The following is a 17,263-nucleotide window of genomic DNA, read 5'->3' on the forward strand; positions in this document are numbered from 1 at the left end:
CCGCAAACCTTCCGGTCTGCGGAGTTTTTTATGAAAGAGGAATTTTAGCTTTGTCTTCGAATTACAAATTCTCCAAACAATAAGCATACAACAGTTACAATAGCACCAAGGCCAACGATAATCCATTGCGACTGCATGGCAACCGCCGGGAGGACTGCTGCAAAGAGTGAGGTAAACGGAGTAGCCACACCAATTGCCATTCCAAATGCTTCCCATGCATAGGATTTGGAGTTAGGATCTACGCAGCGTGCAAGAGCAAGTCCACTGGGTGTAGATCCGTGTCCCTGACCAAATGCCATCAGAGCCAACTCAAACCAGTCTTTTTTCAGCCAGCGTCTGAGCAGGAACATGCAGATAAAGCACATGAGCAGAATGATGCATACCATATGGAGCAGGATCGGAGCCAGATAAGAAGCGAACAGTTCCAGATCCAGGGTTGCAGTTGCAGAACAAACACAGATTTCCAGCGCAACACCGCCAATGTTTTTAATCGTTTTTACATCTGCATAACCATCTGTATGAGTTTTTCTGAGAATAAACCATACAATAAAAGCACCTACAATACCGTAAAGCAGCGCCGGGATTTTAGACATTACCAATGCAAACGGTGCGATCGGTACCTTTGCAAGAGTGGTAAATAAAACTTTACCTACAAACATGCACAGGAGAACCAACGCCAGCTGAAAAGCAAGGCTGTTTACTACATCGGAAGAGATGGTGGTAAATCCAATAGGTTTTCTCTGATCACCAGTGAGAAGAATCGGTGCATCCTCTTTGTTATCCGTACTTTTATCAATAAATCCGGCCCATCCACGACGTACGCCAATATTTACCCAAACCATACCGGCTACCATGGCAATGATGAGTCCCAAAGTTGCCATGATAATACCAAGACTTAACATTCCGGAGTTGCCCATCTCTTCAAACAGTGTTCCTGCTGTGGTAGCTGCCCCGTGACCACCCCAATAAGTATAGATAGCCATCATACCCCAGGCATAAGGCATATTTTTCCAGATCTGGCTAAGCCCGATGCCAACCGCTGTTCCTACCAGCATCTGTGCAAAATATGTTAAAAATACAAGATCTATGGCACCTGCATATTTTTTCAGTTTATCCCGGTTAATGGCTGTGCCAAAAATGGTGGTCGTCAACACGATATTGATCATAGGAGTTGCCATACCGCTCCAGGTAGAAGGAATCTCAATAATTCCAAGAACCTGAGGTCCCATGATCAGAGCAACAGCGCCTCCGATCAGACCAGCCGGCAAATATAACTTCTTCAGTGGTTTACAGACTCTGAGCGCTAACACACCGACCAGAAGGAAAATCATAAGTAAGCCAAGATCATCCACAGCAGTTGCAAAAACTTTTCCAAAAGCCACACCTGTATCCATAATTACCCTCCATATGTAAAAATCTAATTCTGAGAAAGCAGCTGGTCAGCAACCTGATTCATCAGCGCTTTGTCCGGATTTTTCTGGTTTATTTTTGAAACTTCAAGAATTAGTTGATACAAATTAACCCCTTTTTCCTGTGCAGTTTCCGTAAAAGCGGCTGTAAAACTGGAGTGTGCGCCTGCAAGACCGAGAATTAAATCAAAAGGCTTTACCGCAACATGATAGTGATGTTTGTCCATAGCCGGAATTAACTGCATATCTTCAAATTCTAATAGTTTCAGAAGATCAACATCCTCAAGAAGACCTTTTCGCTGGAACGCAGCTGCGGCCAGTTCCGTTGCGCAGTTTCCGGCACTTCTTGCCATGCCAAGAAGTCCACAGTCAAAGACAGATGCACCGGCTTCCTGAGCAGCTAATGCATTGGCAACGGAAAGTCCCAGATTGTTGTGTCCATGGAAAGCAACCGGAATATGTACTTTTGCAGTCATGGCCTTTACATAAGCTTCTACTTCATGAGGCATCATAGTTCCAGCCGAATCCATAATCGTAATTTCATCAAGTCCACAGGCTTCCAGCATGGCTGCTTCTTCCGCAAGCTCCTCTGCTGATAATACATAAGCCTTCATAAGAGAATAGCGACAGGTAAGACCAGCTGCTTTCACCTTTTTAACTGCATCCATGGCTGATTTTCCATCACCTGCATTGGCACCAACCCGAAGAAAATGAAGACCATATTCTTTGGCAAGTCCAACGTTTTTATCGGTTCCATTTTTCCAACCCATGAACATGCCGATTTCGGCTTTGTTAAGATAGGGCTGTACCAATTTTAAATATTCTTCATCCGTACAGGGTGCAATGGAGTTTGCTGCTTCATAAGCCCCAATTCCCAGACAATTTCCCATTTCAATTAAAGTGATATTACTGGCAATCAGACCTTCCATCATCATTTTTGTAAGTTCTGCATCAAATCCTTTTCCAACAACATTACCTCCGTCGCGGAGTGTACAATCCATTAATTTCATTTATTTTACTCCTTTTTTGATCGGTTACACAACTCGATGAGCAGGTTCCTCACCATTTAATACACGGATTACTTCATGGACTACTTCGTCTCCCATGCGGCAAAGTGCTTCTTCTGCACAGGCGCCAATGTGAGGAGTTCCAATGAAATTTTCCAGCTCATACAGATTGGTATTTGCTGCAGATGGTGGTTCTGTTACAAATGCATCACAGGCAGCTGCCCTTAATTTTTCCTCTTTTAATGCATGGTAGAGGTCTGTTTCATTGACAATTCCGCCTCTGGCTGCATTGACAAGTACTGCATTTTTCCGGAAATAGTCAAAAGTATCCCCGGAAATGAGATCTTTTGTTGCCGGAGTCAAAGGAACGCTGACATTAACAATATCAGAAGCTGCGATCAGTTCTTTTACGGTATCGTATTTTTGAAAACCCATTGCTTCCATTGATTCTTTTGTTACAAAAGGATCGTAACCAACTACGTTCACACCAAATCCATTTTTCAGAATTTCAGCGGCCCGCCGGGCAATATTTCCAGTTCCGACCAAGCCAAGTGTTTTACCGCTGACTTCCATTCCCGTCATTTCTGCAGGTGCAACTTTGAGAATTTTTCCATCTCGGCTCTTTTCATGAGCAAGTGTAATGTTTCTGGAAATATCCAGAATCAACCCCACAATCAATTCGGCAACAGAATTGGTATTGGCCCTCGGAGTGTTCAAAACCATAATACCGCGCGCTTTTGCCGCCTCCAGATCAATGGTATTACATCCGACTCCATGTTTTCCAATGACCTTCAGGTTTTTGCATCGATCCATGATAGCAGCATCCACGGGGAAGGTTCGCAGAATAATCGCATCAATTTCATCCGGGTGATCGAAATTGTCAACTACTGTACAGACTGCTTCCAACGCTTTTCTTGCATCAGGATGAATGTGTTCAGAAAGAAAGACTGTCATTTTTTCCCTCCTTGTTGTTCTTTGTTTTATGATTCTATTATAAATGCAGTGAATACTACTTGTAAATATAAATGTAGTAGTTATTACTACAAAATATAAAAAGCGAATTTTATGCATGTTATACAAAAATGGATTTTATTTAAGAAAATATTGATAAATTGATACAAAGTTAACAAAAAACAAGATCTAAATTGAAGTGTATACAACATTTAGATCTTGTTAAAAATTGCTATTCTATGTTAAGAAGTTTAAAGACGCTGCTCTCTGGTGATATAATCTTTCTGTTCCAGGCGCTCTTTATAATCAACACGATGCCCAATCAACGTGAGAGTATATTCGGCAATCATCTGCATACTCATTGTAGAATTGAAAAATCCCATACCAATCGTAGAGGCCACAAAGAGTAAATCAGCATACTTATTCAGAGGACCAGTCAGCTCATTTTGGATGATACAGATGGTAGCACCTTTCTTTTTTGCCAGTTCTAGGCACTCGATATCAATTTTATAATATCGAGTCAATACAAACATAACGAGAACATCACCCTCTCCAATATCCTGCAGCAGATTAATGGAGGCACATTCTCCGTCAATCAGGCAATGAACATTGGGAAGCATGAAAGTTAATAACCGTCCGAAATTCAGTGCAGTTCCCCGGCAGCCGCGCAGGCCAATTACATAACGATTTCTTGCATGCACAATTGTCTGGGCCAGCTTTTCAAAACTTTCCGGACTGTTATTTCGGAAGACAGAGACAAGATTCTGATGCATAATATTTTGGAATTGTTCAGGAACATTTCCGTTTTTGTAAGTTTCACTGTTCTTTTTCACACGCTCGGACAATGACAATCCTGAAACAGCATTTTGCACCAGCATATCATAAATATTGTCTTTCAGGTCTGCAAATCCATCAAAACCAATTGCCCTTGAAAAACGAATAATGGACGCGTCACTGACACCAATCTCCTGTGCTGCTTCAATGGACGATAAACTGCCGATTCGTTCTTGGTTACTGATAAAGTAATCTGCAATTTTTTTCTGCGTCTTTGTCAGATTGGCATTTTTGATTCGTTCTGCAAGAATGTTTGTCATGGGCTTTGCCTCCAGGATATTATATACAAAATCTTAGCATGTACAAAGAGGAAAGTCCAGAACAGAGTTTGCGAACTGGCTGCGGCTTCACTATATCTTCCCGCGGAGTTTTTTCATATCCAGTACACGAAGAATTCCGCGGGATTGTTCTATAATTCCATCCTTCTGGAATTCTTTCAGAACTCTGGAAACTGCCTCTCTGGCGCTTCCGATGTAACGGGCAATCTGTTCCTGAGTAACCTTCAATTCCCGTGATTCTCTTCGCTCGGTCTCATCCATCAGGAAAATAGCAATCCGTTCTTCCAGACTCATAAACAATATCTGCTCCATGACCCACATGACATCCCGGAATTTCTCCACGGTTTTCTCATAGGTAAAGTTCTCTACATAGATATTCTGTTCTTTCAGGCGGCGATAGGCACTGGACGGAATCAGCCATGCTTCCATGTCCGTCTCCGCATCAATATGTGCTTCAAAAGTCATACCGCCCAGACAGCAGGCTGCAGAAATCACGCAGACTTCTCCAGGGCCCATGCGGTACAGGGTAATTTCCCGCCCATCACGGGACAACATATAGACACGCACCCAGCCACTTTTGATGAGCAGCACTCCCGGGCAGTCGCAGTCCATACTGTAAATATTGAACCCCTTCCGGTAGGATACCTCTGCCACATTATCTTCCAGAAACTGATTTTCTTCTTCTGTCAGTTTGTTTACAAATGCAAGTTCCTGCTTTGCTGCTTTCCATCCCTGCTGGTCTTTCATGCCTGTCATCTCCTCTTCTGCCTCATTTCTTTTATTATACACGCGCCTTTGCAAAACTGTCCAGCATCTGCAATCATGAGCCGTCTGCACAAAAGATCCGACATACAGCTTGAAATTTTCTCCTATTCTGCACTATTACGAAGGCCATTATTTTCTGGTACAATAAGCAACTGTATTGAAACTATATCGTAATCGAAAAAACGCAGTGAGATTGCACACGGCAGTGGAGATCGCAACGAGTTTGCCCTCTTCCGCTGCTTTTTTGTTGCCAGTTTTGCTGTTCAAATGAAGAAAAGGAGAATTTATATTATGCCACAGAACAAACGAGAAAGTCTTATTTTTACGATTATCATGTGCTTCACCATGGTTTTATGGATGAGCATGTACAATGTCACCCTGCACATGGGCGGTTTTTCCATGACTGTCCTGAAAGAAGGATGGCTCGGATTCCCCTTCGCCTACATTTACGCCATGTGCTTTGACTGGTTTGTCGTATCACATCTGGCTAAAAGTGTCGCATTCCGTTTTTTTGTTAAACCGGACAGTGATCCGCTTAAGAAAGCCATTGCTGTTTCCTGCTGTATGGTGATTCCTATGGTCATCGTCATGTCCTTTTACGGAAGTCTGGAAACCTGTGTAAAATCCGGTATGTGGTCCCTGCTGCTTCCGGTATGGATCACCAACATTCCGAAAAACCTGATTATGGCACTGCCGTTCCAGCTCATTGTTGCCGGACCTTTTGTACGCAAAGTATTCCGCAGCGCATTTCCGGAAGGAAAAGTGCTGGCATAAATTTGTGCAGAAAAAAGCTCCGCAAACCTTTCGGTCTGCGGAGCTTTCCTACATTCTATTCCATTATTTTTCAGCAGCTTCTTCATCTGCATCTTCAGCTTCCGGAATCGGAGCATTATGCGGAACGGCTACCGTTACAACAACTGCGTCCGGATCGGTAGCAAGAACAACATCTTTATCTGCCGCGATAGCAAGATCTTTTACTTTTACCACATCACCCGGTTTTAATCCGCTTAAGTCAACTTCAACGGTCTCAACCAGTGCTTCCGGCAATGCCTTATATGCGATCTCTTCCAGTTTCTGTTCTACAACACCGCCAGCAACTTTCTCATGATTTACAAGAACGACTTCTGCAACGGAGTGAACTTTTTCACCTTTGACCAGTGCCTGAAAATCCATCTCGATCGGCTGTCTCTTCAATGTATCAAAATCAACTTCCTTGATCAGCACATCATACTGAGTACCCTCTACATCCAGCATGATCTGGCTGCCTTTTTTCTTTTTCTTCAGTATGTTTTCTGCATCATTTTTTGCAATCTTAACGGGGATAGAACCTTCAATGTCATGTCCGAATACATTACCGGTGACATATCCTTCTCTTCTCAGTCTTTTTGCTTTTGTCTCCATGCTTCTTTTTTCAGCTTTTAAAGTATCCATTTATCTATTCCTCCAAAAAACTGATCTGTTAGCAAGGCATTTTTTAATTTGTGTCTGTTGAGCAGGTCTTTTATTTGTTACAAGTGCATTATAACACTTATGGCAGAAAATACTGCACAAACATGGAAAAAATCGGGCATGGTTTCTTTTAAAAATACTTGTAAAAGGGCAGGAAATGTAACTCAGTCACTTATTTAATATACGACTCTCCCAGTCCTCTTACTTCCCCTTCCATCTCTCCGAGCAAGGAAAGTCCGGCTGCTCTTGCCGTCATGACTGCAGTCTTTACCGCGCTGGTCTCGCCGCTTAATGCCACGATCACTTCATTGGTATGACTGGTCCCCTCATCCGGCGTCATATATTTTACGATGTCCACATCGGCTGCTTTCACCGCCAGATCCGCCATGACAAAACCGATCGCTGCCGGAGATCCGCAAACAAATCCAAAGGCTTTTCCTCTGGGAATGTCGAAGGCAAAACCAAGTGCCTGATCCGCCCGTGGGGAATAGGCAAATTCCAGATGTCCGGCATCGCTGACATAGATCTCCCCGGCATTACGCTTCGTCTTTTCCAGTGCAATCTCCACCGCTCTTCTGGCATCTGCCACGGTCTCTGCGCCGATCACAATGTAGTTTCCATGTCCGCCCCAGCCTTTGGTATCTCTGGGCAACATAATGGAAAGCACTTCTGTGTTCGTCTCTTTTACCGCATCGTCTACCGCCGTGATCTGACCGGCTGCACCGGTTCTGGAACTGATGATTCCCACACTGCGGTAATTCTCTTTTATTTTCATTTTCTTCCGGAGCTCCGGGTCTACACTGGCAATGACAAGTCCAATGGTGTCAAGCACGGTAGTTCCCACAAACTCCGGCATGGTATTCTGTTTCATTTGTTCACAATTCTCCGTTTTACTGACTGCAATGATTCTTTTATCATCTTATCATAAGTACTTCTTTTGTGAAAGCTTATTTTCTGTCGCAAGCCCGAACACAAACTTTCCAAACACGCAGGTGCACTTGTGGGTCTATATAAAAACAAATGCTCACCAGTTCCTGTTTTTATTCTTCACAACAAGCTTTTTCAAGTGAAATGGGCCAGGAATTTTTCAATACCAACTTCATATTTTGCCTGCTCACGAACAGCCTCTACATTGTCGGTCTTCATGGTGTATTGTACTGTCGATATTTCTCACCTTTATTCAGCACCTTTATATATTATCACTGATTTTCAAAATCCTATCTCTCATAAAAACGCTTTGTTTTCGTTAATTTTACTATTTGTCATACTTTTGTCAAGCCCACAAACAGTACAACTTTCAACCTATACTATATTCTCTATTTTTTTCTTCTGTCATCTATTGACATCCCAGCACAAAAAGATAAAATTTATCAATAAGAAAAGTACATCAGAAAGGACAAAAGACATGACTTTACGAGACTTACCAATTGGAAAGACAGCCACCATCCGGTCTGTGGGCGGTGAAGGTGCACTTCGCCAGCATTTTCTGGACATGGGACTGATTCCCAAAGGTGATGTAACTATGGTAAAATACGCCCCCATGGGTGATCCTATGGAGCTTCGTATTCACAGTTATGAACTGACTCTGCGTCTTGCAGATGCTGAAAAAATAGAAATTGAAAATATTCGGGATACCAGTGAGGAAACAGTCACACGTAACCGTGAAAATATTCCTCATCCCGGTCTTGGTGAAGGTGGAAAATATCATCAAAAGGAAACAGAACATCCTCTTCCGGATGATGCGCCCCTCACCTTTGCACTGGCCGGTAATCAGAACTGCGGAAAAACTACATTATTCAATCAGCTGACCGGTTCCAATCAGCACGTAGGAAATTTTCCTGGTGTGACCGTAGACCGAAAAGACGGTGCTATTCGCGGCAAAGCAAATACACTGGTCACTGATCTTCCGGGCATTTATTCCATGTCACCTTATACCAGTGAAGAGATCGTCACCAGAAACTTTGTGCTGAACGAGCATCCAAAAGGAATTATCAACATCGTAGATGCCACCAATATTGAGCGGAACCTGTATCTGACCATGCAGCTCATGGAACTGGATATTCCTATGGTTCTTGCACTGAACATGATGGATGAAGTCCGGGAAAACGGAGGCTCCATCCATGTCAATCAAATGGAAGAGATGCTTGGTATTCCGGTCGTCCCTATCTCCGCTGCCAAAAACGAAGGGATTGATGAACTGATCTCTCATGCTCTTCACGTGGCAAAATATCAGGAGAAACCAACCGAAATTGATTACTGTGACGCCAATGACGATGGGGGTGCTGTTCACCGTTGTCTCCATGCCATTATGCATCTGATCGAAGATCATGCTGCAGAAGCAGGTATCCCGGTTCGTTTTGCCGCTTCCAAACTGGCAGAAGGTGATTCCCTGATTCTCGACAGTCTTCATCTGGACCAGAACGAAAAAGAAATGCTGGAACATATTATTGTACAAATGGAAAATGAACGGGGACTGGATCGTGCTGCTGCCATTGCTCATATGCGCTTTGATTTTATTCAGAAAATCTGTGATGAGACCGTCATCAAGCCAAAAGAGAGTAAAGAACATCTTCGAAGCGTTGCGATTGATAAAATACTTACCGGTAAATATACTGCTATTCCCTGCTTCATCGGCATCATGGGACTGGTATTTTTCCTGACTTTCGGCGTGATCGGTGCCTTCCTGTCTGATCTGCTGGATCTGGGAATTACATCTCTCGGAAATCTGGTCGATGGTCTTATGACATCCTGGAATGTGAACCAGGCACTGCATTCTCTGGTCATTGACGGAATTTTCAATGGTGTAGGAAGTGTTTTGAGTTTTCTTCCCATCATTGTCACTCTGTTTTTCTTCCTGTCACTTCTGGAAGACAGTGGCTACATGGCGCGGGTTGCCTTTGTCATGGACAAGCTGCTCAGAAAGATCGGTCTGTCAGGACGAAGCATTGTTCCTATGCTCATCGGTTTTGGCTGCACGGTTCCCGGTGTTATGGCAAGCAGGACCCTCCCCTCCGAACGCGACCGTAAAATGACCATCCTGCTCACGCCGTTTATGAGCTGCTCAGCAAAGCTTCCTATTTATGCATTCTTTGCCGCTGCCTTTTTCCCTAAACATGGAGCTCTTGTCATGATCGCCCTGTATTTTGGCGGAATTCTTATGGGAATTCTCATGGCACTGCTCATGGGACACACTATGTTCAGTGGCGAAGCCGTTCCCTTTGTGATGGAGCTTCCCAATTATCGACTTCCTGGAGCAAAAAATGTCGGACATCTCCTGTGGGACAAAGCAAAGGATTTTCTGCAGCGTGCATTTACCGTTATCTTCCTGGCAACTATGGTGATCTGGTTCCTTCAGAGTTTCAACCTTCACTTGAATATGGTTTCTGATTCCAGAGACAGTATCCTTGCCATGGTGGCAGGTGTGATTGCTCCTTTGTTTGCACCCATGGGACTGGCTGACTGGCGGATCTCTACAGCACTGATCACCGGATTTCTCGCAAAAGAAAGTGTGGTTTCCACCCTGTCCATTCTGTTTGGCAGCACGGCGACCCTGACTTCCGGCATTACACCGCTGTCGGCTGCAAGTCTTCTGGTCTTCTGCCTGCTCTATACGCCCTGCGTGGCAGCCATCGCTTCTATTAAAAGAGAACTTGGCGGAAAATGGGCAGTTGGTGTTGTCATCATCCAATGCGCAATCGCATGGATTGCTGCATTTCTTGTTTATCTGATAGGGAGCTGGATTTAATCCGGCTCCTTTTTACAACTTCCGAAATTCTGTCACAATTTCAAACTTTCCCATTGGTTTTCCAAAAAACTTCCTTGCTTTCATTTACCTTTTGTTTATAATGTTAATTTACGATAAGCCATTGACATACATAATATAGAAAGAAAAGGAAATGAAAGAATGAAGAAATATATTTCCATACGAAATTTTATAAGTTGCGTAATACCGGCTTTTTTCTTTGCTGCTTTTATGGTTTTGGGAGAATCCTTTTATAAAGACAACAGCTGGGATCTGGTATTTGGCAGTCCTGAACTGTTCAAAGCATCAATTCTCCAGGGAATCGGATATTTTCTCCTGTTTTCTGTAGGAATTGCCATTTTGTTTCATCTTCTGGACTGGCTCAGTGAGCGGAAACATGGCGGACATCACTGGCCGCAGCCGGTTCGCTTTTACTTAAGATTACTGCACCGGCACCCGATTGCCACTACCTTTTTTACATTGCTGATCCTGTACCTTCCTTATATGATTTATTCCTTTCCCGGAATTCTCACTTCTGATACAGTTGCTCAGTTAGAGAACAGTTATGCAGCACTTTTAGCCGGAACCTGCCGCCTCAAAAATCATCATCCGGTGGTCCACACATTGCTGCTCTATGGATTTACCCGTTTCGGCGAATTTGCCTTCCATTCTGCCAATATTGGACTAGGTCTCTTTGCTTTGGTACAGATCTGTTTTCTATTCTTCAGCATCAGCTGGCTGATGCAGTTTTTACTGGAGCATCATGTTTCTGCCAGATGCCTGAGTTTGGTTCTGCTCTTTTATGTTTTGGCTCCGCGCATGAGGAACTATATGTTCCTTCTTGTAAAGGATACCTGGTTTGCCGGATTTCTGCTGCTGTTCCTGGTAGAACTGTACCGGATTCTCACCGTACAGAACTGGTCTTCTGTGGAGAAATGGCAGCATCGGGGAATGTTTCTCCTTTCCCTTGTTGGTATCTTTTACTTTCGTCAGGAAGGTGTATACCTGATTATCCTCACCTCTCTTGTGGTTCTGATTTTCACCAGACGCCGGTTTTTCCTGCGGCTGGCCGCATTTGCTTTTGCAGGATTTTTACTTTATACACAGGTTATTTTACCTGCCTGCGATGTGAAACCGTCAAACCCCAGAGAAATGCTTTCCATCCCCTTCCAGCAGACCGCCCGTTATCTCCGTGATGCCGGAGATGATGTGACACCGGAAGAAAAAGCTGCCATTTCTGCCGTTCTGGACTATGAAGGCTTGCCGGAACTATATAACCCCAATCTGTCTGACCCGGTCAAAGCAACCTATGATAATGAGACCGGCCTGGACGAACTGATTACGTATTTCCAGGCCTGGTACCAGATGCTGCTGCGCCATCCGGATATTTATGTGCAGGCAACCATGAACAATCTGTACGGCTACTTTTATCCGGGAGGATTTACCACCAAGCTGTACAGCTATGACAACAGTGCAGAACATCTGAACGAATTAAATGAAAACCTTGCCGATTATGGGGCTTCTTTCCATTATCCGGCCGCCTTTGATTCTGTTCGCCAGAAACTTGAGACGATCCGTGAATCCATATTCCAGCTTCCCGGACTGGTCTACTTGAATTATACGGCAACCTATATCTGGATGCTGATTCTGTGGTTCTTCTACTGTATCCGCAGGAAAAACCACAAAGGACTGCTGCTCCTTACTCCATTGATGATTGTATTACTTGTCTGCATTGCAGGTCCTACTTATGGATGGTATTTCCGCTATGCCTATTCCATTGCCTTCTGCCTGCCGGCAGTAATCCTAACTTCATGGAGCGAATACAGACAATGAAACTGAAAAAACACAAAAGACGACTTCTTCTGATAAATGCCATTCTTATTTTCATCTGCGCAGGTCTTATTACCCGGGACAGCAGCGAAGATCCGGAAATGGATCTTCCTGCTATCCATATTTCCCTCAATGACTGTACCCTGGAAGAAATCCATGATGGTGCTACCGGTATTCCTTATGAGGGAAATACCCTTGATCTGGACGGAAAAGAATATACCAACGTCAGAGTCAAAGGCAGAGGAAATTCTTCCTGGAAAATGCCCCGGCGAAGTTATCAGATCAAGCTTCCCAGTCGCAACTCTGTGCTTGGCATGCCCCCGGCAAAGAAATGGCTTCTCATCGCCAATTATGCCGACGCCTCCATGATGCGCAACAAGCTCATGTATGATCTGGCCGGGCAGATGATGGATTTTGCCCCGCAGGCTAAATTTGCAGATGTCTGGATCGATGGAGACTACCGAGGGGTCTACCTGGTCTGCCAGCGAATTGCTACTGCAAAAACATCTCTGAATCTGAAAAGTGAACAAGGGATTCTGGCAGAGGTCGATACCTTCTACTGGCATGATGCTGACAGCTATTTCAAGAGCAATTACAGTCCCGCTGTATTCACCTTGAAGGATTCCCCCGCAGATGATATGGAAAAAGAGGATTCTTTAGCCCGGAAATCTTTTTCAGATTTTGAAGATTATGTCCGCCGGTTTGAAGATCTGCTCTATGCCGAAGAAAAAGACTGGGAACAGATCTCTTCCATGATGGATGTGGAAAGCTTTCTCTCCTTCTACCTACTGGAAGAATTCTCTGAAAATCCGGATAGCTGCAGGACCAGTCTTTATCTCTATCAGGACGGACCAGATGATGTATTACATATGGGTCCTGTCTGGGACTTTGACAAAGCCCTTGGATATGCCCAGAAAGGAAAATACGGAGGAGACCCGGAACGGGATTACGTCAGCAATATTCAGGAGTATATGGGAACCGAAAATGACTGCACCTGGTACACAGAACTCATGAAAATTCCGGAATTCCAGGATGCGGTACAGGAATATTATCAGACCACTGCCCGGGATGTTTTCCTGTCATCCGGACAGCTTATTGAAGATTACCGGCACAGAATTGCCAAGTCCGCAGAATATACAGAAAGCATCTGGCCTGTAGCAGAGATTGCTGAGAACTGCGGACATGATCCCGTACAGTTTTCCTGTTGGAATGACGCAGTCGATTATCTGAAAAACTGGACACAAAAGAGAATTCAATATTTTGATCAGAAATGGATGTCCTCCAACTGAGAAAATGGAATCGGAGACGGCTGCTCGTCGGTATGTTCTCCGATTATTTTTTCCATCCAGATCATATTGTACCAGCGATGAAATTTGTAACCGCATTTTTGAAATTCACCTACCATGCGATAACCCAGATGGGCGTGAAATTCTCCACTGTTCTTCGTCAGTGTTTCATCCTCTTCTCCGTCTGGCCAGGCAATACAGGCATTCATATTTAAAATACCCTGGGTTTTCAACGCCTGTTCCAGTGCATCGTGAAGTTTTCCACCAACACCTTTGTGTATCTTCCGCTCATCCACATAAATCGACGTTTCCACCGCCCAGTCATAGGCCGGCCGGTCATGAAAGGGTCCCACATAGGCATAGCCCAACAACTCTCCGTCTTCTTCTGCCACCAGATAAGGATATTTTTCCAGCGTATGCCGGATTCTGGAACGAAATTCTTCTACCGAAGGAACCTCATATTCAAAAGTAATGGCCGTATGCTCCACATAGGGTGCATATATTTTCAAAAGCGCTTCTGCATCATTTTCCGTTGCTCTGCGTATCTGCATATTTTTTTCCTTCTACCAGAATTTCTTCTTTTTAAAATATAGAATGTTTAATATCGTAATCACAATACTCAATAGAATGATGAATCCATACCCATAATGCCAGGTAAGCTCCGGCATATTGGTAAAATTCATACCATACCAGCCTGCCACCAGTGAAAGCGGCAGCACAATGGTCGTAACAATCGTGAGCAGCTTCATGATCTCGTTCTGGCGCTCATCAATCAGGGACTGGTATACTTCGCGGATCTGCACACAGTAATCTCTGAGCATCAGTGTCTCATCATGAAGTCGGTTAACTCGTTCCGTAAGCAACGAAAAACTGCGCTTTTCCTTTTCTTTGAAAACGTGATTGTCATCCTCACACAAAATACTGCTCAGATCTGCCAGCTGCAGATAGTAATGTGAAAACAGGCTGACTTTTCTTCTGTATCCACTAATCTCATGATTGAACGGAATGTCACTGCCCTTTTCCAGCACCATGTCCTCCAGTTCCTCCAGACTATGTTCCAGTTTCGTGATAAATATCACATCATCCTTGATCAGATATTCCAGAAAATCCGCAAAGAAAATTCCAAGCTCCGGCTGTTTTTCATCGCCTGCCTTCAGCATTTCTTTCAGCCACTCCAGAACTTTGCCGCTGTCATCCACAAATATAATTTTATCTTTTTCTATCCGAAAATAAAATCCGGTATGGGAACGATTCTTTGCTCTGGACGGAATATAAAGGCTTCCCACGTAGGAGCCCTGTATCTTCTCCACTTTACAGAACCGAATCCCTCCAGATATTTCCATGCCTTCTTTTACCGCTTCTTTTTCTGTCATCACCTGAATAAATGTGCCCAGCTGATTCAATCCATATCCCTCCTGTCTGCTTCTACCTATGTTATATCTCAATCTTCCCCTTTTCGCAATTTTAATTCGAAGCATTTTCATTGACAGTTGTACCTTTGCGCCCTAAAATACCAGTAAACATATTACAGCAAGGAGCGCTTACTCATGTCATTCACAAAAGCAAAAGCTTATCTTGAATCTGTCGGCTTTGCCGATCATATTATGGAACCGGAGGCATCCACCGCAACTGTTGTGGAAGCTGCCAGTAATGACCATAGCGCCGTCCGCTTGACCATTCCAGAATTAGAGCAGACGGCCAATGCCCGCGGATGGGTGGACGTCTGCAAGGAAGCAGTCTAAAAAAGAAAGGATAAGCTCCTATGAAAATGAACACCTATACCGGAAAGCGGTTTGAACCCCTGAAGATGACACCAGAGGATGTCTCCCTCCGGGATATTGCCCATGCCTTAAGTCTTCTCTGCCGTGGCGGCGGACATATGAAATATTTCTATACCGTAGGACTTCACTCTCTGAACTGCGCCCGGGAAGCAGATTCCCGCGGATGGTCCGACCGGCTGGTACTGACCTGTCTGCTTCACGATGCCAGCGAAGCTTACCTATCCGACATTATCCGCCCGGTAAAAGTACACCTCTCCAATTATCTGGAGATTGAAGAGCAGATCATGCAGACCATTCTGACCCACTTTCATCTGGGTGATCTGACACCGGAAGAACATGCTTTGTGGCATCAGATTGATGACGAAATGCTCAGTCAGGAACTGAAAAGTCTCATGAATGGAGAACATGAAATGATCCCTGTTCCCCTGACGTCTGAACCCGATTTTCGGGAACGGCCCCATGAAGAGGTGGAGGAAGAATTTTATCAGCTGGCGGAATCACTGGTACAAAAAATGCAGGCATAAAGGGCAGTACTCATAAAACAGTAAAATTGCGTTTTGCAAAATTTCAGCCTTGCTGACCTTTTGCAAAACCTTGTTAGGAAACATACCAAACCCTTTAACAATTTCAAAGAAATTAGCTACGCACCACGGGGGCTGAATCTGATATTTTACCGAATTCTTCTTTTGTAGTTGCATCCGTTTGTTCGATAATTGGAACAGCCAAAGAACTCACCATATGGACCTGAGCGTTTTACCAAACGCCCACCGCAAAGAGGACATTCAAATTGTTCTTTCTTCAACTCATCTCCATATCGCTCTTTTAGTTCCATTGCAAATTCAGATTCTTGTCCATTAACAGTAACAATAAATGCTTTTTTCTTTGCTCTGGTTAAAGCAACATAGAACAGGCGACGCTCCTCTGCATGAGGGTACTGGTCGCAATTATCAAGCAGCAAATTCAAAATCGGAGCGTCTTGGATTTTGCTTGGGAAACCCATTCTTGACTTTTTGTTGTTAATGATAAACACATAGTCTGCTTGTAATCCCTTTGACTTGTGCGCTGTCAAAAACACCATGTTCAAATCAGGACGGGATTTAACTCTAACATCGATAAAACCGCTTGTGTTGTTATACTGACAAGAAAACAGTCCGCTATCATTCAATAATTTAGCATCAAAGGAATATCTGCCGATGAAAAACACACTGCTGCCTTTGGGAATATCGTTCAGTTTCTTTGACATGAATTCTATCGCAAATTTATCTGTATAGCCGGAGATTTCTCCAAGCGGAAATCCAAAGTCTTCGGATTTACCTCTAATGGATTTTTTGATTTGGACGGGATTTTGCATAATAAATCCACCGCTTATTTCAATCAACTTCTGAGAAAAACGGTAGGTAGTTTCAATCTTGCTGACCTCTGTTGCACCCCAATGCTTTGAAAAATTGAGGATGAATCCAATATCGCTTCCTGCAAATCTATAAATGCTTTGCCAGTCATCACCGACACAGAAAAGCTCATAATCTCTGGATTTTCGCAGACAGTCTAAGAGCGTAAAACGAGCCTTAGAAATATCTTGATATTCATCGACAATCACATACTTGTACGGATTGATATATTTCCCCTGCCGAACATATTCAGAAGCAAGGTTAATCATATCGTTAAAATCAATTTCTTTGTGGTCTGCAAGATATTGGCAGTACGCATTGAAGATAGGCTCAAGCAGTGAAAGCAAAGTATTGTTTGTCTGCGTATTGCTTCCTGCGTGATTCAACTTGCGAACAGTTGCTATATCATATCCGTTGCTCTTAATTAAGTTGATTAATGTTTTGATATTGTCAATATTGGTTGACACATTTATCTCAAAGATATCATTTCCTATGCAGCCAGGCCCAGAGATTGGTAGTATCTCTGACGCTTAATCATAGGAG

16 protein-coding genes are annotated in these 17,263 nt (G+C 43.7%); 6 read left to right on the forward strand and 10 right to left on the reverse strand.

Translation table 11 applies throughout. The features are described from left to right. Positions 1–44: 44 nt before the first annotated feature. The 5 genes from ACZMB2_RS11110 to ACZMB2_RS11130 all read right to left on the reverse strand — a co-directional run bounded on the left by ACZMB2_RS11110 (position 45) and on the right by ACZMB2_RS11130 (position 5,226). Positions 45–1,394: a sodium/glutamate symporter family protein gene (locus ACZMB2_RS11110; protein WP_487596802.1), complete on the reverse strand. Its 1,350-nt coding sequence runs from the start codon at positions 1,392–1,394 to the stop codon at positions 45–47. Between the two features lie 23 nt (positions 1,395–1,417). Continuing rightward, positions 1,418–2,419 carry a hydroxymethylglutaryl-CoA lyase-like TIM-barrel protein gene (locus tag ACZMB2_RS11115; RefSeq protein ID WP_487596803.1) on the reverse strand — a complete coding sequence of 334 codons (1,002 nt, stop codon included), beginning with the start codon at positions 2,417–2,419 and terminating at the stop codon, positions 1,418–1,420. Between the two features lie 24 nt (positions 2,420–2,443). Continuing rightward, the gene (locus ACZMB2_RS11120) at positions 2,444–3,370 is read right to left on the reverse strand and encodes an NAD(P)-dependent oxidoreductase (protein WP_487596804.1); all 927 of its coding nucleotides are present in this window, start codon (positions 3,368–3,370) and stop codon (positions 2,444–2,446) included. Positions 3,371–3,618: 248 nt separating this feature from the next. After that, positions 3,619–4,461, reverse strand: a complete 843-nt coding sequence (locus ACZMB2_RS11125) for a MurR/RpiR family transcriptional regulator (RefSeq protein WP_487596805.1) — start codon at positions 4,459–4,461, stop codon at positions 3,619–3,621. Between the two features lie 90 nt (positions 4,462–4,551). After that, positions 4,552–5,226: a Crp/Fnr family transcriptional regulator gene (locus ACZMB2_RS11130; protein WP_487596806.1), complete on the reverse strand. Its 675-nt coding sequence runs from the start codon at positions 5,224–5,226 to the stop codon at positions 4,552–4,554. A 309-nt stretch (positions 5,227–5,535) separates the two neighbouring features. Between ACZMB2_RS11130 and ACZMB2_RS11135 the strand changes: the two genes are divergently transcribed. After that, positions 5,536–6,018 (forward strand): DUF2798 domain-containing protein, encoded by a 483-nt coding sequence (locus ACZMB2_RS11135; RefSeq protein ID WP_487596807.1) that lies wholly within the window; start codon positions 5,536–5,538, stop codon positions 6,016–6,018. Between the two features lie 63 nt (positions 6,019–6,081). Here the strand turns inward: ACZMB2_RS11135 and ACZMB2_RS11140 are convergent, their stop codons facing one another. Both ACZMB2_RS11140 and pduB read right to left on the reverse strand, forming a co-directional pair. After that, the gene (locus tag ACZMB2_RS11140; RefSeq protein WP_487596808.1) at positions 6,082–6,675 is read right to left on the reverse strand and encodes a 50S ribosomal protein L25; all 594 of its coding nucleotides are present in this window, start codon (positions 6,673–6,675) and stop codon (positions 6,082–6,084) included. 190 nt (positions 6,676–6,865) lie between these two features. After that, positions 6,866–7,597: a microcompartment protein PduB gene (gene pduB / locus ACZMB2_RS11145; RefSeq protein ID WP_308459714.1), complete on the reverse strand. Its 732-nt coding sequence runs from the start codon at positions 7,595–7,597 to the stop codon at positions 6,866–6,868. Positions 7,598–8,098: 501 nt separating this feature from the next. Here pduB and feoB point away from each other — a divergent pair. The 3 genes from feoB to ACZMB2_RS11160 all read left to right on the forward strand — a co-directional run bounded on the left by feoB (position 8,099) and on the right by ACZMB2_RS11160 (position 13,554). Beyond that, positions 8,099–10,438: a ferrous iron transport protein B gene (gene feoB, locus ACZMB2_RS11150; RefSeq protein WP_487596809.1), complete on the forward strand. Its 2,340-nt coding sequence runs from the start codon at positions 8,099–8,101 to the stop codon at positions 10,436–10,438. A 228-nt stretch (positions 10,439–10,666) separates the two neighbouring features. Next, complete coding sequence (locus ACZMB2_RS11155) at positions 10,667–12,268, forward strand: DUF6020 family protein (RefSeq protein ID WP_487596810.1); 1,602 nt, start codon at positions 10,667–10,669, stop codon at positions 12,266–12,268. Continuing rightward, positions 12,265–13,554: a CotH kinase family protein gene (locus ACZMB2_RS11160; protein ID WP_487596811.1), complete on the forward strand. Its 1,290-nt coding sequence runs from the start codon at positions 12,265–12,267 to the stop codon at positions 13,552–13,554. Before ACZMB2_RS11155 ends, ACZMB2_RS11160 begins: the two co-directional genes overlap by 4 nt. Here ACZMB2_RS11160 and ACZMB2_RS11165 read toward each other — a convergent pair. Together ACZMB2_RS11165 and ACZMB2_RS11170 are read right to left on the reverse strand one after the other, a co-directional pair. After that, a complete protein-coding gene (locus ACZMB2_RS11165; RefSeq protein ID WP_487596812.1) occupies positions 13,530–14,102 on the reverse strand; it encodes a GNAT family N-acetyltransferase in 573 nt (190 codons plus the stop codon). The two genes, ACZMB2_RS11160 and ACZMB2_RS11165, sit on opposite strands and share 25 nt — an antisense overlap. A gap of 12 nt (positions 14,103–14,114) precedes the next feature. Next, complete coding sequence (locus ACZMB2_RS11170; protein WP_487596813.1) at positions 14,115–14,954, reverse strand: magnesium transporter CorA family protein; 840 nt, start codon at positions 14,952–14,954, stop codon at positions 14,115–14,117. A gap of 144 nt (positions 14,955–15,098) precedes the next feature. Here ACZMB2_RS11170 and ACZMB2_RS11175 point away from each other — a divergent pair, with 144 nt between their 5' ends. Together ACZMB2_RS11175 and ACZMB2_RS11180 are read left to right on the forward strand one after the other, a co-directional pair. Further along, positions 15,099–15,293: a hypothetical protein gene (locus tag ACZMB2_RS11175; RefSeq protein WP_487596814.1), complete on the forward strand. Its 195-nt coding sequence runs from the start codon at positions 15,099–15,101 to the stop codon at positions 15,291–15,293. A 20-nt stretch (positions 15,294–15,313) separates the two neighbouring features. After that, positions 15,314–15,856 carry an HD domain-containing protein gene (locus ACZMB2_RS11180; protein WP_487596815.1) on the forward strand — a complete coding sequence of 181 codons (543 nt, stop codon included), beginning with the start codon at positions 15,314–15,316 and terminating at the stop codon, positions 15,854–15,856. 146 nt (positions 15,857–16,002) lie between these two features. On the opposite strand, the gene ACZMB2_RS11185 is transcribed toward ACZMB2_RS11180, so the two are convergent. Beyond that, positions 16,003–17,187 (reverse strand): UvrD-helicase domain-containing protein, encoded by a 1,185-nt coding sequence (locus ACZMB2_RS11185; protein ID WP_487596816.1) that lies wholly within the window; start codon positions 17,185–17,187, stop codon positions 16,003–16,005. Positions 17,188–17,263 lie beyond the last annotated feature (76 nt).

It is taken from the genome of Hominiventricola sp., from assembly GCF_057604405.1.

Excerpts from the sequence above, each read along its gene's own strand:
- ACZMB2_RS11110 (WP_487596802.1), bottom strand. The coding sequence starts at position 1,394 with ATGGATACAGGTGTGGCTTTTGGAAAAGTTTTTGCAACTGCTGTGGAT.
- ACZMB2_RS11115 (WP_487596803.1), bottom strand. The coding sequence starts at position 2,419 with ATGAAATTAATGGATTGTACACTCCGCGACGGAGGTAATGTTGTTGGA.
- ACZMB2_RS11120 (WP_487596804.1), bottom strand. The coding sequence starts at position 3,370 with ATGACAGTCTTTCTTTCTGAACACATTCATCCTGATGCAAGAAAAGCG.
- ACZMB2_RS11125 (WP_487596805.1), bottom strand. The coding sequence starts at position 4,461 with ATGACAAACATTCTTGCAGAACGAATCAAAAATGCCAATCTGACAAAG.
- ACZMB2_RS11130 (WP_487596806.1), bottom strand. The coding sequence starts at position 5,226 with ATGAAAGACCAGCAGGGATGGAAAGCAGCAAAGCAGGAACTTGCATTT.
- ACZMB2_RS11135 (WP_487596807.1), top strand. The coding sequence starts at position 5,536 with ATGCCACAGAACAAACGAGAAAGTCTTATTTTTACGATTATCATGTGC.
- ACZMB2_RS11140 (WP_487596808.1), bottom strand. The coding sequence starts at position 6,675 with ATGGATACTTTAAAAGCTGAAAAAAGAAGCATGGAGACAAAAGCAAAA.
- feoB (WP_487596809.1), top strand. The coding sequence starts at position 8,099 with ATGACTTTACGAGACTTACCAATTGGAAAGACAGCCACCATCCGGTCT.
- ACZMB2_RS11155 (WP_487596810.1), top strand. The coding sequence starts at position 10,667 with ATGGTTTTGGGAGAATCCTTTTATAAAGACAACAGCTGGGATCTGGTA.
- ACZMB2_RS11160 (WP_487596811.1), top strand. The coding sequence starts at position 12,265 with ATGAAACTGAAAAAACACAAAAGACGACTTCTTCTGATAAATGCCATT.
- ACZMB2_RS11165 (WP_487596812.1), bottom strand. The coding sequence starts at position 14,102 with ATGCAGATACGCAGAGCAACGGAAAATGATGCAGAAGCGCTTTTGAAA.
- ACZMB2_RS11175 (WP_487596814.1), top strand. The coding sequence starts at position 15,099 with ATGTCATTCACAAAAGCAAAAGCTTATCTTGAATCTGTCGGCTTTGCC.
- ACZMB2_RS11180 (WP_487596815.1), top strand. The coding sequence starts at position 15,314 with ATGAAAATGAACACCTATACCGGAAAGCGGTTTGAACCCCTGAAGATG.